The following is a 14392-nucleotide window of genomic DNA, read 5'->3' on the forward strand; positions in this document are numbered from 1 at the left end:
CGTCTTCTACCTCTGATCCGGGCCACCGGCTCCACCCTCGCACGCCGTGTCGAAACACGGGCCGAGGTGCCGTGGAGCCGCGACGTCGCCCACGGCCCGCCCTGTTCTGGGCCCGGCCGTCCGTCGGATCCGATGGCCCGCTCGCATCCCCGCCCGAACCGGGGGTGAAGTGTGCCTCCTCAACGAGGAGAGAACGTGACCACCCTTGTTCTGCCTGCCCGTGACCGGGCCCAGCTGACCTGCGCCTCGATCCGCGTCGACCGCGGTGGCCGCACGGTGCTGCACGACGTCGACATGAAGGTCTCCCCGAGGTCGCGCTGGGGCGTCGTCGGCGAGAACGGCCGCGGCAAGTCGACCCTGCTGCATGTCCTGGCCGGGCTCCTGGCCCCGGACGAGGGGACCGTGCACCGCGTGGGCACGCTCGCCCTGGCCGAGCAGGAGATGCCGGCCGAGGACGAGCGCACGGTCGGCGACTTCATCGACGATCACCTGGCCGACGCCCGCGCGGCCCTGCGGGACCTGGACGCCGCGGCGCAAGCGCTCGCGGCGGAGCGTCCCGGGGCCGATCAGGCCTACGCCGACGCCCTGGAGGTGGCGCAGGCGCTGGACGCCTGGGACGCAGACCGGCGGGTGGACGTCGCCCTGGACGGACTCGGTGCGGTGAGCGACCGGGCCCGTCCGCTGGCCACGCTGTCGGTCGGCCAGCGCTACCGCATCCGGCTGGCCTGTCTGCTGGGTGCCGAGTACGACTTCCTGCTCCTGGACGAGCCCACCAACCACCTGGACCTGGCGGGGCTCGAGTACCTCACCGCCAGGCTGCGCGCCCATGCCGGCGGCGTCGTGGTGGTCAGCCACGACCGGGCGCTCCTCGCGGACGTGGCCACCACGATCCTCGATCTCGACCCCACCCGCGACGGCCGGCCGGGCGTGTACGGCGGCGGCTACACCGGCTATCGCGAGGGGCGGGAGGCCGAACTGGTCCGCTGGGAGGAGGAGTACGAGCAGCAGCAGACCGAGCACGTCCGTCTGAAGCAGGCGCTGTCCGAGGCGCAGAACCGGCTGAGCACCGGCTGGCGCCCGGACAAGGGCACCGGCAAGCACCAGCGTGCCACCCGGGCCGGTGCGCTGGTGCGTTCCGTCCACCGGCGCCAGGACGATCTGGACCGGCACCAGGTCACCGCGCCGGTGCCGCCCCGGCGTTTTTCGCTGCCCGAGCTGCCCGCCCGGCCGGGGGTCGTCCTGCTGCGGGCGGAGGAGGTGACGGTCGGCGGGCGGCTGCACGACTCGACGAGCCTGTCGGTGACGTCCGGCGACCGGCTGGCCGTCACCGGCCCGAACGGGGCGGGCAAGTCCACGCTCCTGTCCGTCCTGGCCGGGCGTCTGGCCCCCTGCTCGGGCCGGGTGCACCGGGCGCGCAGGGTGCGGCTTCGGCTGCTCGGGCAGGAGTCGCCGCGGGCGACGGACCGGCGGGCCCGTGACCTCTACGAGGCGCACACCGCCGAGCTGGTCACGGCGGGTGTGCTGAAGGAGGGCGAGGTGGTGGGGCTCGGCTCGCTGGGCCTGCTCACCTCACGCGACACCGACAAGCCGGTGGCCGAGCTGTCGATGGGCCAGCAGCGCCGTCTCGACCTGGCCCTGGCCCTCGCCGCCCGCCCGCACGTCCTGCTGCTGGACGAGCCCACCAACCATCTGTCCATCGCCCTGGTCGACGAACTCACCGAAGCGCTGCACACCACGGAGGCGGCCGTCGTCCTGGCCACCCACGACCGTCAGCTGCGGCGCGACATCGCCACGTGGCCGCGGGTCGCACTGTCGCAGCGGCGGCCGGCGGAGACGGGGGTGGGTACGACGATCCGCTGACCCGGGACCCGCCCGGCCGCGTCCGCATGACGCCCGGGCGGGTCCGCCTGCCCGGGCGTCATGCGGACCTCACGGATTGCCAGGAGTCTGTTCGAACGGCTCCCAGGCGTCGTCCTTCTTCACCGTGCACAGGGCCCAGATGATGAACCCGGAGATCGCGATCATCACGACCGACCAGACCGGGTAGGACGGCAGGGAGAGGAAGTTGGCGATGATGATGAGTCCGGCGATGCCCACGCCGGCGACGCGTGCCCACGTCGACGCCTGGAACAGCCCCATGCTGACGAGCACGGCGACCGCGCCCAGGACCAGGTGGATCCAGCCCCAGCTCGTGAGGTCGAACGCGAAGACGTAGTCGGGGGTCGAGAGGAACACCTCGTCCTCGGCGATCGCCGCGATGCCACGCATGATGCCCAGGATCCCACCGATCATGAGCATGACGGCGGCGAAGACCATCAGGCCGACGGCCCATTCGCGTTTCGCCGTCGAGTGTGCGTGCGTAGGGTGTGTGGCGGCCATCCTGCTGCCTCGTTTCTGTCGGGGGCTAGGGTTCCGACGGGCCGGAGCCGCTCAGGACCAGCTCCTTCGCCCTGCGGTACTCGTCGTCCGTGATGTCGCCGCGGGCGCGGATCTCGGACAGCTTGGCGAGTTCGTCGACGCTGCTCCCCCGTCCTTCGCCGCCCTTGGCGGTCTCCCGTATGTAGCTGTCGAAGGCCTCCTGCTGCGCGCGGGCCTGGGACATCTCCCGGCGGCCCATGTTCTTGCCGCGCGCGACGACGTAGACGAACACGCCGAGGAACGGCAGGACGATGCAGAACACCAGCCAGCCGGTCTTCGCCCAACCGCCCAGATCGTCGTCACGGAAGATGTCGAGGACGACGCGGAAGAGCAGCACGAACCACATGATCCACAGGAAGAACCACAGCATCGTCCAGAAGGCGCTCAACAACGGAAAGTCGTACGCCAGGTAGGTCTGCGCACTCATGTCACTCCTCCGTCCCGGGCGCACACCGCCCGGCAGGCCGTTCCGTGCCGTTCTCAGCGTGCCCATGTCCGGCGCGGGGCCGCCTCACCCGGGACGGGTGAGCGTGCCGGACACGCAGCCGGACCGGTCCGGCCACCAGTGACAGCGCGGCTGCCGCCGTCGCGCGCCAGGCCGGCCGCCGGGTCACCCGCGAAGGGTGATCCGTTCCCGGCGCCGTGGCGGTGAGGTGGAGAGGGCAGCCGACAGGACCGAGAGAGACGAGATGAACGATCCAGCCACCGCACGGACCGAGCCCGCGCGGCCCCGGCAGGAGCGGGAGCGGCGGCCGCAGCCGCGAGCGGAGACGAGACGGCGCGCGAAGGCCGCCGTCCTGCTGCGCGCGGCGCTCATCGCGATCGGCCTCGTCACCGTCTACTACGTACTGCCCCTGGACGGCCGCGGCACCAGCACCGGCACCTCGGTGCTGCTCGGCTGCGGCCTGCTGCTGGTCGTCCTGGTCTTCTGGTGGGAGGTACAGGCCATCGCCCACTCGCCGTTCCCCCGGCTGAAGGCCGTCGAGGCACTGGCCGCCACGCTCGTCCTGTTCCTCCTGCTCTTCGCGGGCGCCTACTTCCTGCTGGAACACTCCACCCCGGGCTCCTTCAGCGAGCCCCTGACCAAGACGGACTCCCTGTACTTCACGCTCACCACGTTCACCACCGTCGGGTACGGCGACATCGCCGCCCGTTCCCAGACGGGGCGGGTCCTGACGATGCTTCAGATGGCAGGCGGGCTGCTGCTGGTGGGCGTGGCGGCACGGATCCTCGCCGGCGCGGTGCAGGCCGGGCTGCGCAGGCGGGGCCACGCGCCGTCGGAGGACTTCTCCTCCCGGCGGGAGGGCTGAGCCATGACCGTACCGAGCCCCACCACGACGTTCCTGTCCCCGGCCGAGCGGGCGGAGTCGGGCCGCTCGGTGCGGCGGCGGGTGCCGCGTTCGTCCCACGGCCGCCTCGAGGCGGGGCCGGAGCGGCCCGACCCGGTCGAGGTGGTGGAGCGCCAGTCGGCCACCCGGGTACCGGAGTTGGTGCCCGTCCGCTACGGCCGCATGCTCGAGTCCCCGTTCCGCTTCTACCGGGGCGCCGCGGCGATCATGGCCGCCGATCTCGGGGCGGCCGCGGACACCGGGCTGCGGGTGCAGCTGTGCGGGGACGCCCATCTGCTGAACTTCCGGCTGCTGGCCTCGCCGGAGCGCCATCTGGTCTTCGACATCAACGACTTCGACGAGACCCTGGCCGGGCCGTTCGAGTGGGACGTCAAGCGGCTGGCGGCCAGTTTCGCCATCGCGGGCCGGGCAGGCGGCTTCGACACCGCGGAGCAGAACGGCGCGGTGGAGACCTGCGTACGCGCCTACCGGCAGCGGATGCGGGAGTTCGCCGGTATGCGCACCCTGGACATCTGGTACGCCCAGGACGACGCCGACCACATGCGGGAGCTGATGGCCGCGTCGATGACCAAGGAGGCCAGGCGCCGTACCGCCGAGGCCACACGGAAAGCCCGTACCCGCACCCACCTCCAGGCCTTCGCGAAACTCACCGAGACCACGGCCGAGGGGCGGCGGATCACACCGGACCCACCGCTGATCACCCCGCTGCGGGATCTGGTTTCCGACTCCTCGCCCGGCCAGGAGAAGGAACTGCTCACCGTCCTTGAGGGCTATGCGGACAGTCTGTCGTCCGAGCGCAGGCACCTGTTGAGCCGCTACCGACTGGTGGACATCGCCCGCAAGGTGGTGGGGGTCGGCAGTGTCGGCACCCGCTGCTGGATCGTGCTGCTGCTCGGCCGGGACGACGACGATCCCCTGCTCCTCCAGGCCAAGGAGGCACAGCAGTCGGTGCTCGCCGCCCACACCGGCGGGGACGGCTACGACAACCAGGGCCGCCGGGTGGTGGCGGGACAGCGGCTGATCCAGACGACCAGTGACATCCTCCTGGGCTGGACGCACGCCCTCGGCCTCGACGGACACGAGCGGGACTTCTACGTACGCCAGCTGCGGGACTGGAAGGGCATCGCGCGTGCGGACACCATGGACCCGGCCATGCTCCGCCTGTTCGCGCGGCTGTGCGGGGCGAGCCTGGCGCGGGCCCACGCCCGCTCGGGCGACGCCGTCGCCATCGCGGCGTACCTGGGCGGCGGCGACCGGTTCGACCGCGCACTCGCCGGCTTCGCCCAGTCGTACGCCGATCAGAACGAGCGCGATTTCGCGGCGCTGGGCGCGGCCGCGCGCTCCGGCAGGATCCCCACGGCGGTCCTGTGACCCCCGCTCGCCCCGGCCCGCTCGCCCCCGCCCCGCTCACTCCGGCAGCTGGCGCATCTCCACGACCCGGAGACCCAGCGACTGGAAGCGGGTCAGCAGCCCGTACAGATGGGCCTCGTCGATGACGGAGCCGAACAGGACCGTCTGACCGGACATCACCACGTGATCCAGCTCCGGGAAGACCTTGGCCAGCGTCTCCGACATGTGTCCGTCGACGCGGATCTCGTAGCGCATGAGCTGCTCTCCCGCGGGCGGCGTGGGGCGGGCCGTGCACGCCCCTCCCTTGCGATGGTCCGCCCCGGCGCGCCGTCCGCCCTCACCCGGCGCAGGTGAATCCGCGCCCGCTCCTCATTCCTTCAAGACGATCTTGAGAATGATGATCAGCAGCCCGAGCAGCAGGTTCACCGCGGCGGAGCCCGCCATCTGCCTCCCCGAGGCACCGGCCCGGGCCGCGGCGGCCATCGACCAGCCGACCTGCCCGGCCACCGCCACGGAGAGCGCCAGCCACAAGGTGCCGGGCATGTCCAGGGGCAGCAGTGCGCTGATCGCCACGGCGACGGCGGGCGGGACGGCGGCCTCCAGGATGGGCCACTCCTCGCGGCACACCTGCAGCACGGCCCGGCGCCCCACGGCCCCCTGCGCCAGACGGGCCCCGAACAGCTGCGCGTGCACGTGCGCGAGCCAGAACACCGCACCGGTCATCAGCAGCAGCGCCACGAGCTCGACCCGGGGCAGCGAACCCAGGGTTCCGACGCCGATCACCACGGAGGCGGCGAGCATGGAGCCGTAGACGCCGCCGGTGTAGTCGGCCCGGGACCGCCGCACGGCGCCGCGTGCCGGCAGCCCGGCGCCACCGGGCGCGGCCGGGGCCCCGCTCACAGGAGCCGCCGTTCGCGCCCCCTGCGGACGGCGTCGCCGCGCCGGGTGACGGCGAGCTTGCGGTAGATGCTCTTGAGGTGGGTCTTCACGGTGTTCACGGACACATGGAGGTCGGCGGCGATCTCCTCCGTCGACATCATCTCGGCCACGCGCCGCAGCACATCACGCTCGCGGGCGCTCAGCTCCTCGACGGCGAGTTCCGGGGGCCCGTCAGGCGCGGCGGGCCAGGGGGCGCGGTGAGGGCCGGGGCCCGGGAGGAGCCAGCCGGCGGCCAGCTCCCGCGGCCGGCCGGTGCTCAGCAGCGGCCGGATCCAGGGGCCGGCTTCCAGGAACGGGCGGCGCAGCTGCTCGCGCCGGCCGTCCAGGAGTGCCCGGGCGACCAGGCGACGGGCGGTGGCGGGGTCCCCGGCGTCGAGGGCGGCCCGGGCGCGTACCAGCGTGGCGCGGACGGTCACCGCCGGGCCGGGCCGGTCGTTCTCCGGCAGGCCGTCGAGCAGGCCCAGCGCCCCTTCGGAATCGCCCGCCGCGAGCCGGACGCGGGCCGCCTCCACCGCGCACGCCGTCCGGTCGCGGGCCACCCGCTCCACGGTCTTCCGGGCCAGCTCGGGACGGCCCTGGGCGAGGTGGGCGGCGGACGCCAGCAGGGCGGCGTGGTCCCGCGCCCAGGGTGAGCTCACAGCGGCCGGGACGGTCGCGTCCGCCGCTGCCAGGGCGCCCCGGGCGTTCCCTCGGGCCAGGAGCAGCCGCCCCCGGGTGAGGGTGCGGCCTGCCTCCACCACCGGGTCCTCGACGAGCGAGTGGGAGTCGGCCGCCTCGTCGAGGAACGCCTGCGCCTCGTCGAGTTCGTCGCGGTCGATGGCCACGGCGGCCAGGACCAGCGGGGCGATGCCGGACCGTGAGCTCCGCGGGAGGCTGTAGCGCTCCGCCTGGCCGGCCGCCGCGAGGGCCTTGTGCTCCGCCGGGCCCAGCCGGCCGTTGAGGTAGTCGATCAGTGCCAGGTGGCCGAGGGCCTCCCACCGGGGCAGGGCCGTGGCCGCTTCCTCCGGGGAACCGGCCACCGCCGACAGGGCGGTCCGGGCGTCGTCGAAGCGCCCGGCCCACAGGCGGGCGGAGCCCAGGTGCGTGAGCAGGAGGGCGGTGAGTTCCGGGTGCTCCTCGAGGAGCTGCCCGGGGACCTCCCGCCGAAGGAGCCTCGCCTGCTCGGCGGCCCGCTCCGCTCTGCCCGGAGAGCCGGTCAGCCGGGCGGCCAGGGCTTCCAGGAGGGCACAGCTGAGCCGCACCGGGGCCGCACCGGCTCCGTCCCGGCCCAGTTCCTCCTCGGCCTGGCGCAGATGGGCCAGGCCGCGTTCGAGATCGCGGCGTCCCAGCTCGCGGGCGGCGCGCACGAGGTCGGGCGCCGGGCCCGTGACCTCCGGGCTCATCCCCGCGAACAGGGCGGACAGCTCCTCGGAGCGCAGCCCGGTGAAGAGCTGCCCGATCGCCAGATCGTCGACCACGACGCGGGCGGTGAACTCCCAGTCGTCCGCCGCGGCCCCCTGGACGAGCGCGTCGGGCAGGGCTCCGGATCGCCGCAGCCACTGCGCGGCCCGGCCGCGCAGCTCCGGCTCCAGGCCGGGGAAGCGTTCCCTCAGGTGGGCGCGGAGGATCTCCGCGAACAGGGGGTGCAGGCTGTACCAGGAGTGTCCGAGGTAGTGGACGAACGCGTTCTCGCGCTGCAGCGCGGCCAGGATCGGCTCCGCGTCGGTGCGCAGCGTCAGCGCGTTCACCAGGTCGGGGCAGCAGCGGTCCAGGACGCTGATGCGCAGCAGCAGGTCCTGGGTGCCGGGTGTCTGCCGGTCGAGGACCTCGGCCAGCAGGAAGTCGGCCACCGCGCTGTGGTCGGCCTCGAACTGTTTCAGGTAGGCGTGGGGGTCCGTGCCCTCCCGGGCGGCCAAGGCGCACAGCCGGAGTCCCGCGGCCCAGCCCTGGGTCCGCTCCACCAGGGCCCTCACGGCGCCGGCCCGCAGGTGCAGTCCGTGCCGCGACAGCAGTTCGTGGGCCTCCTCGGAGGTGAAGGCCAGCTCGGCGTTCCGGATCTCCGTGATCTCGCCCGACGCCCGGTAGCGGTGCAGCGGCAGCAGGGGTTCCGTGCGGGAGACCAGGACCAGGCGCATGCCCCGTCCGGCGTGGTGCAGGACGAACTCGAGCTGCTCCGCGATCTCGGGGGAGGTCACCCGGTCGAACTCGTCCAGTACGACGACGGTGGTGTGGTCCCGGCGCTCCAGGTCGGCGGCCAGGCGGGTCAGCGTCCGCTGGTCGACATGGGCCGCCTCCGCGGGGCAGCCCACGTCGCCCGTCACCGGGACGCCCGCTGCGCGCAGTGCCTCCAGCAGATAGGCCCAGAAGATCCCGGGGGCCTGGTCGGCGGGGTCGGCCGTGAGCCAGGCGACCGGTTCCGCGAGGCCGGCTGCCCAGTCGGCGACCAGGAGGGTCTTGCCGGCGCCCGCGGCCCCGTTGACCATCGTCAGGGGTGTGCCGAGAGCCTGGTCGAGGTGCCGGACGAGGCGGGCGCGGCGCACGAACGTGGCGGGCCGCTTCGGCAGGGCGAACCGGGTGCGCAGCAGCGGATCGCCCGTGGGGTCGACGCCTGCGGACGCCGGTTCCGCACCGGTCTCCTCGGTCACGGCCATGGAGCCCACCCTGTTCGCCGTCCGACGGATCACAAGCAGCGCTCGTACCACCCAGGATCTCAAGCTTCACCCCCCTGCGCACGCCCACCGCCGGGCCGTGACCGGCCTCGGCGGCCGCCACGCAACCACCCGCCACGGGCGATGCGACCGCAGGACGGCCGGGGTTCGCTGAGGTCCACCCGCACCACCTACGAAGCCGTGCGGCACCGCCCGGGCGGCTCGGAACGGGGGTATCCGCCATGTGCCGCTGGCTCGCCTACTCGGGCACCCCCGTGCTGCTGGACGATGTCCTCTACCGGCCGCAGCACTCGCTGATCGACCAGAGCCTGCACGCGCGGATGGGTGTCGAGACCACCAACGGCGACGGCTTCGGGATCGGCTGGTACGCGTGGCATCTGCGGACGCCCGCCGTCATTCGCGACACCGGTCCGGCGTGGAGCAACCGCAATCTGCGGGAGATCGCCGACCACGTCCGCTCGTCGCTGTTCTTCGCCCATGTACGCGCCTCCACCGGGACGGCCGTTCAGCAGACGAACTGCCACCCTTTCCGCCACGGCCGCTGGCTGTGGATGCACAACGGGGCGATCACCGGGTTCCACGAGCTGCGCCGGGACCTGATGCTGGCCGTGGACCCGGCGCTGTTCCCGGCGCTGGAGGGCACGACGGACTCCGAGGTGATGTTCCATGTGGCCCTCACCCTCGGGCTCGACGGCGATCCGCCGGGCGCGGTGGCCCGGATGGCGGGGCTTGTGGAGCGGCTCGGGCACGAGCACGGAGTGGCGCAGCCGCTCCAGATGACGGTCGCGGTGACCGACGGCGAACGGGTGTGGTTCTTCCGGTACTCCAGCGGCGGGGACTCGCGGTCGCTTTACTACAGCAGCCGGGTGGACGACGTGCGTGCGCTCCACCCCGACCTCGCGTTCCTGAGGCACATCTCCGAGGAGACGCGGCTGGTCGTGTCGGAGCCGCTGGGCGATCTGCCCGGGGTCTGGAACGTCGTACCGGAGAGCAGCTACGGCATCGTCCAGCCGGGCCGGGACACGCTGCGGCACTTCGAGCCCGAGCCGGTCTGAGTGCGTGGGCGGCTCAGCGGAGCCGTGCGGAGGGACTCGCGTTGACGCCCTCTCCTGCCCGAGGGCAGGAGATTCCGGCCCGTACCGCTACGCGGTACCACCATGGGTTCCTGTTTCACGGGCCACCGCCGGCCGGTGAGGGCAGGATGCCCTGCACCTCCGCCCTGAAGGGTGGAGCACTGAGCAAGTGTTCGGTATCAGGTCATGCCTGCCTCAGTCGCCTCCATACGGCCTTCGCCGCGTTGTGTCCCGACATCCCGTGCACGCCGGGGCCGGGCGGGGTCGCCGACGAGCAGATGAACACGGCCGGGTGAGGGGTGTGGTACGGGAACGGGGTCACTTTGGGGCGCAGCAGGAGCTGGAGTCCGGAGACCGCGCCGGAGGCGATGTCGCCGCCGACGTAATTGGCGTTGCGGGCGGCGAGTTCGCGTGGGCCTGCGGTGGCACGGGCCAGGACACGGTCGCGGAACCCCGGGGCGAAGCGCTCCAGTTGGCGCTCGATGGCGTCGGTGAGGTCGCCGGTCCAGCCGTGCGGGACGTGGCCGTAGGCCCAGAAGACGTGCTTGCCCGCCGGGGCCCGGGTGGGGTCGACGACGCTCGGCTGGACCGTGATCAGGAAGGGGCGGTCGGGGGCCCGGCCCTCCCGGGACGCCGCGCGCAGTGCGGTGCCGATCTCCGCGCTGTTCGCGCCGATCTGGACCGTGCCGGCGACGCGGGCCTCCTTCGCGGTCCACGGCACGGGCCCGTCCAGCGCATAGTCGATCTTGAAGACGCCCGGGCCGTACCGGTAGCCGGCGTAGTGGTCGCCGAAGCCGGCGATGCGGGCCAGGGCCGTGGGCGAGGTGTCGAAGACGTACGCCCGGGCCGGGGGCAGGTCGTCGAGGCGCTTGACCTCGTAGTCGGTGTGGACGCTGCCGCCGAGGTCGCGCAGATAGGCGGCGAGGGCGTCGGAGAGGGTCTGGGAGCCGCCGCGGGCGACGGGCCAGCCGCGGGCGTGCGCCGCGAGGGCGAAGACCAGGCCGATGGCGCCGGTGGCGAAGCCGCCGAGCGGTGCCATGACATGCGCGACGAGCCCGGCGAACAGCGTCCTGGCCGGTTCGTCGCGGAAGCGGCGCGTCAGCAGGGTGGACGGGGGCAGGCCGACGAGTCCGAAGCGGGCGAGGGTGACCGGGTCGCGGGGCAGCGCGGTGAGCGGCAGGGACATGAAGTCCCGGGCCAGGGTGTCCCACTTGGGCAGGAAGGGCTCGACGAGCCTGCGGTACGCCCCGGCGTCGCGCGGCCCGAAGGAGGCGGCCGTCTCACCCACCGACCGGGACAGCACGGCCGCCGTGCCGTCCGGGAAGGGGTGCGCCATGGGCAGCTCGGCGTGCAGCCACTTAAGGCCGTACCTCTCGAGCGGCAGGGCGCGGAACGCCGGTGAGTTGATGCCCAGCGGGTGCGCCGCGGAGCACGGGTCGTGCCGGAAGCCGGGCAGGGTGAGCTCCTCGGTGCGGGCTCCGCCGCCCACGGTGCCCCGCGCCTCGAAGACGGCCACGGAGAAACCTCGGCGGGCCAGCTCCACGGCCGCGGTCAGTCCGTTCGGCCCCGCACCCACTACGACGGCATCGAGCATCGACGGCACCTCGGACCCCTTCGTCAGCCGACGGCCACTGAGGATCAGGATATGCCCGGGGACTGACAGTCACGGGCCGCGGGTGATTTCCGGCCCGGACCACACCTGGAGACCGCATGGAGCGCCGTTCGAGCGACGGGGTGCGTACGCTCGGTGACCGTCACGCTCCGCCTGACAGCAGTCCTGCCACGTGGCGGGCGGTGGCCGCGTCGCGGGCCGCGGTGAAGGGGAGGTCGTTGCCGCCCGTGATGCGGAACGGCTCGCCCGAGCGGGTCAGATGGGTGCCGCCCGCCTCCTCGACCAGGAGCAGCCCGGCGGCGTGGTCCCACGCCGCTTCCCAGGAGAACGCGGTCGCGTCCAACTCGCCACCGGCGATGGCGAGGTACTCCAGTCCGGCCGAGCCGCACGGGCGCGGCGCCACACCGTCGGCACGCAGGCCGAGCAGGGCGTGCTTTTGTTCGTCCGTCGTGTAGTCCGGGTGGGAGGTGGCCACGCGCAGGTCACGGCCGGGCTCCGGCACACCGGCGAACAGCCGCTCGCCGTCGAGGTAGGCGCCCTTGCCGCGCCGGGCGGTGGCGAACTGGTCGCGGGCGGGCGCGTAGGTCCAGGAGGCGAGCAGGGTGCCGCCGTGCGCCAGCGCGACCAGGGTGCAGAATCCGGTTTCGCCCCGCACGAACTGCCGCGTCCCGTCGACCGGGTCGACGATCCAGACCGGGGCCTCGCCGCATATCGCCTCGTACGACGCCGGGTTGGCGTGGACCGCCTCCTCCCCGACCACGACCGAGCCGGGCAGCAGGTCGATCAGAACGTCGGTCAGATACAGCTCGGCCTTGCGGTCGGCGTCCGTCACCAGGTCGTGCGGGCCGTCCTTCTCGTCGACCTCGTGGGCGGCGAGCCGGCGCCAGCGCGGCATGATCTCGGTGGCGGCGGCCTTGCGGACGGCCTCCTCGACGTCGGAGGCGCGCTGTACGAGAAACTCTTCGATGGTTTCGTTGCTGTCGATCACCCCTCCATGACAACACGTGGCACTGACAACCCCCACCCTCCGGGTGCACTGCGGATGGCATCACGATGAACAGCGACGCGTGCGGGCGGGCCGGACGGCGGCGGGCCCCGCGGGTCACCGGCCGACGGCGTACCCCTGCATACCGCGCGGGTTCGCCGCCGCCGACAGGACGCCCGTCTCCGGGTCCCGTGCGACCGCGCACAGCCGGCCCTCCGACCAGGGGCCGCCGACGGTCACCTCGTGGCCGCGCCGCCGCAGCTCCGCGACGGTCTCCGGGTCGAAGCGGGACTCCACGGTGACGCTCCCCGGGCGCATGCCGCGCGGGTAGAAGGAGCCGGGGAAGCTGTCGTTGTGCCAGTTCGGGGCGTCGATCGCGCCCTGCAGGTCGGGGCCGCCGCGGACCTGGGCGCGCAGCGCGACCGCGAGGAAGAAGTGCAGCTGCCACTGGTCCTGCTGGTCCCCGCCCGGGGTGCCGAACGCCATGACGGGCACGCCCTCGCGCAGGGCGAGCGACGGCGTCAGCGTGGTGCGGGGGCGGCGGCCCGGCATGAGGGAATTGGGCAGGCCCTCCTCGAGCCAGGTCATCTGGAGCCGGGTGCCGAGCGGGAAGCCCAGTTCGGGCACGACGGGGCTGGACTGGAGCCAGCCGCCGCTGGGCGTGGCCGAGACCATGTTGCCCCAGCGGTCGACGACGTCGAGGTGGCAGGTGTCGCCCCGGGTGGTCCCGTCGGCGAGGATCTCCGGTTCGCCCGGCACGGGGGACGCCGGGCTCTTGGCGACGGTCGGTTCGCCGATGCCCAGGGCGTCGAAGCCCTCCTGGGCGGCGGCCGCCACGCGCGCGTGCGCGCACAGCCTGGGGGTGCGTCCGCCGGGGCTGCCGGGCCGCAGATCGTGGTCGGACCGCTCGCCGACGAGGGCACGGCGGGCCGTGTTGTACTCGTCGGACAGCAGGTCGTCGAGCGGCACGTCGGCGGCGTCCCCGTACCAGGCCTCCCGGTCGGCCATGGCGAGTTTGCAGCCCTCGACCAGGAGGTGGACGTAGTCGGCCGAACCGTACCGGGGCAGCTCGGGCGGGAGCAGGGCGAGCTGCTGGAGCAGGACCGGGCCCTGGCTCCAGGGGCCCGGCTTGCACACGGTCCAGCCGTTCCAGTCGTACGTCGCCGGCGTCTCGTAGGTCGCGGACCAGGAGGCGAGGTCGGCGGCCGTGAGGGTGCCGGTGTGGTGGGTGCCGCTGGTGTCCAGGGTGGGCCGGGCGGCCTGGCGGACGAGGGCCTCGGCGATGAAGCCGGTGCGCCACACCTGCCGTGCGGCCTCGATCCCGGCCTCCCTGTCCTGGGCCCCGGCGGTCTCGGCGAGCAGGCGCTTCCAGGTGGCGGCGAGCACGGGATTGCCGAAGAGCTCGCCGGGGCGCGGCGCCTTCCCACCGGGCAGGTACACCTCCGCCGACGAGGTCCACTCCGTCTCGAACAGCTCGCGCACGGTCTCGACGGTCTCCCCGACGCGCTCCACGGGCGCGTGCCCGTGCTCGGCGTACCCGACGGCGTACTTCAGGACGTCGGCGAGGGACTTGGTGCCGTGGTCGCGCAGCAACAGCATCCAGGCGTCGAACGCGCCCGGTACTGCGGCGGCGAGCGGCCCGGTGCCGGGCACGAGGTCCAGGCCGAGGCCCCGGTAGTGCGCGACGGTCGCCCCGGCCGGTGCGACACCCTGCCCGCACAGCACCCGCACCTCGCCCCCGGCCGGGGCCAGCAGGATCGGCACCTCGCCGGCCGGGCCGTTGAGGTGCGGCTCCACGACATGCAGCACGAACGCCCCCGCCACGGCCGCGTCGTAGGCGTTGCCACCGTCCTCCAGCACGGCCATCGCCGACTGCGAGGCCAGCCAGTGGGTGGAGGACACCATGCCGAAGGTGCCCTGGAGGGTGGGGCGGGTCGTGAACATACGGGCTGTCACCTCTCGTGGTCGTACACCACCCGTCCCCTCCCCCTGTCGTGGTCCCGCCAAAACTCCGGCAC

Annotated in this window: 12 protein-coding genes; 4 read left to right on the top strand and 8 right to left on the bottom strand. The window is 73.4% G+C overall.

The genetic code is table 11. The annotated features are described in order from the left end of the window. Nucleotides 1-195: 195 nt before the first annotated feature. Nucleotides 196-1860, top strand: coding sequence for an ATP-binding cassette domain-containing protein (locus AC07DF_RS38485; RefSeq protein WP_478981708.1), 1665 nt, complete (start codon nt 196-198; stop codon nt 1858-1860). A gap of 69 nt (nt 1861-1929) precedes the next feature. Here the strand turns inward: AC07DF_RS38485 and AC07DF_RS38490 are convergent, their stop codons facing one another. After that, a complete protein-coding gene (locus AC07DF_RS38490; protein WP_478981710.1) occupies nt 1930-2379 on the bottom strand; it encodes a DUF7144 family membrane protein in 450 nt (149 codons plus the stop codon). Between the two features lie 25 nt (nt 2380-2404). Then, complete coding sequence (locus AC07DF_RS38495) at nt 2405-2845, bottom strand: SHOCT domain-containing protein (protein ID WP_478981712.1); 441 nt, start codon at nt 2843-2845, stop codon at nt 2405-2407. Nucleotides 2846-3107: 262 nt separating this feature from the next. Between AC07DF_RS38495 and AC07DF_RS38500 the strand changes: the two genes are divergently transcribed. Together AC07DF_RS38500 and AC07DF_RS38505 are read left to right on the top strand one after the other, a co-directional pair. Beyond that, nucleotides 3108-3728 carry a potassium channel family protein gene (locus AC07DF_RS38500; protein ID WP_478981714.1) on the top strand — a complete coding sequence of 207 codons (621 nt, stop codon included), beginning with the start codon at nt 3108-3110 and terminating at the stop codon, nt 3726-3728. Between the two features lie 3 nt (nt 3729-3731). Beyond that, a complete protein-coding gene (locus AC07DF_RS38505) occupies nt 3732-5138 on the top strand; it encodes a DUF2252 domain-containing protein (RefSeq protein WP_478981716.1) in 1407 nt (468 codons plus the stop codon). A gap of 36 nt (nt 5139-5174) precedes the next feature. Here the strand turns inward: AC07DF_RS38505 and AC07DF_RS38510 are convergent, their stop codons facing one another. From AC07DF_RS38510 to AC07DF_RS38520, 3 genes are all read right to left on the bottom strand, one after another. Next, nucleotides 5175-5372 (bottom strand): hypothetical protein, encoded by a 198-nt coding sequence (locus AC07DF_RS38510; RefSeq protein ID WP_382578135.1) that lies wholly within the window; start codon nt 5370-5372, stop codon nt 5175-5177. A gap of 114 nt (nt 5373-5486) precedes the next feature. Next, nucleotides 5487-6017 carry a hypothetical protein gene (locus AC07DF_RS38515; protein WP_478981719.1) on the bottom strand — a complete coding sequence of 177 codons (531 nt, stop codon included), beginning with the start codon at nt 6015-6017 and terminating at the stop codon, nt 5487-5489. After that, nucleotides 6014-8686, bottom strand: a complete 2673-nt coding sequence (locus AC07DF_RS38520; RefSeq protein WP_478981721.1) for a winged helix-turn-helix domain-containing protein — start codon at nt 8684-8686, stop codon at nt 6014-6016. Before AC07DF_RS38520 ends, AC07DF_RS38515 begins: the two co-directional genes overlap by 4 nt. A gap of 239 nt (nt 8687-8925) precedes the next feature. Here AC07DF_RS38520 and AC07DF_RS38525 point away from each other — a divergent pair, with 239 nt between their 5' ends. Further along, nucleotides 8926-9759, top strand: a complete 834-nt coding sequence (locus AC07DF_RS38525) for a class II glutamine amidotransferase (RefSeq protein WP_478981723.1) — start codon at nt 8926-8928, stop codon at nt 9757-9759. Between the two features lie 202 nt (nt 9760-9961). Here the strand turns inward: AC07DF_RS38525 and AC07DF_RS38530 are convergent, their stop codons facing one another. The 3 genes from AC07DF_RS38530 to AC07DF_RS38540 all read right to left on the bottom strand — a co-directional run bounded on the left by AC07DF_RS38530 (nt 9962) and on the right by AC07DF_RS38540 (nt 14318). Then, nucleotides 9962-11371 (bottom strand): phytoene desaturase family protein, encoded by a 1410-nt coding sequence (locus AC07DF_RS38530; RefSeq protein ID WP_478981725.1) that lies wholly within the window; start codon nt 11369-11371, stop codon nt 9962-9964. Nucleotides 11372-11531: 160 nt separating this feature from the next. Then, nucleotides 11532-12377 carry an inositol monophosphatase family protein gene (locus tag AC07DF_RS38535; protein WP_478981727.1) on the bottom strand — a complete coding sequence of 282 codons (846 nt, stop codon included), beginning with the start codon at nt 12375-12377 and terminating at the stop codon, nt 11532-11534. A 114-nt stretch (nt 12378-12491) separates the two neighbouring features. After that, on the bottom strand, nt 12492-14318 hold the full coding sequence (locus AC07DF_RS38540; protein WP_478981729.1) for a gamma-glutamyltransferase family protein: 1827 nt from the start codon (nt 14316-14318) through the stop codon (nt 12492-12494). Nucleotides 14319-14392 lie beyond the last annotated feature (74 nt).

The organism is Streptomyces sp. NPDC044719, from assembly GCF_056433405.1.